The sequence below is a fragment of the Photobacterium sp. R1 genome (assembly GCF_054600795.1).
In genome coordinates this window covers 1-267 of sequence record NZ_BAAHZP010000597.1, presented here as the reverse complement: position 1 = coordinate 267, position 267 = coordinate 1, and the positions used below count along the sequence as shown (strand labels likewise).

1 protein-coding gene is annotated in these 267 nt (G+C 53.6%); it reads right to left on the bottom strand.

The annotated features are described in order from the left end of the window. Positions 1-267, bottom strand: a 267-nt coding sequence (locus ACYP03_RS26440) for an MFS transporter (protein ID WP_459782731.1), incomplete at both ends; no start/stop codon positions are given.

Below are 267 nucleotides of genomic sequence, written 5' to 3'. Positions count from 1 at the left end.
AACCGCCCCTAAAGCAATCAGACTCAGGAAAATGGCACGCCAGCCAAAATGCGACTGAATGGCTGCACCCACTAAAGGCGCAAGTGCCGGTGAAAGGGCAACCAAAGGCATAATAGTTGCGAACACTTTTTCGGCAAGCTTACCTTCATATCTGTCAATAACAATGGCCTGCCAGAGCACGGTGGCACTACAGGCACCAAGTGCCTGAAGAAAACGGAACGCCAGCAGCGTTTCCACATTTGGCGCCATTGCGCAGCCCAGGGTGGC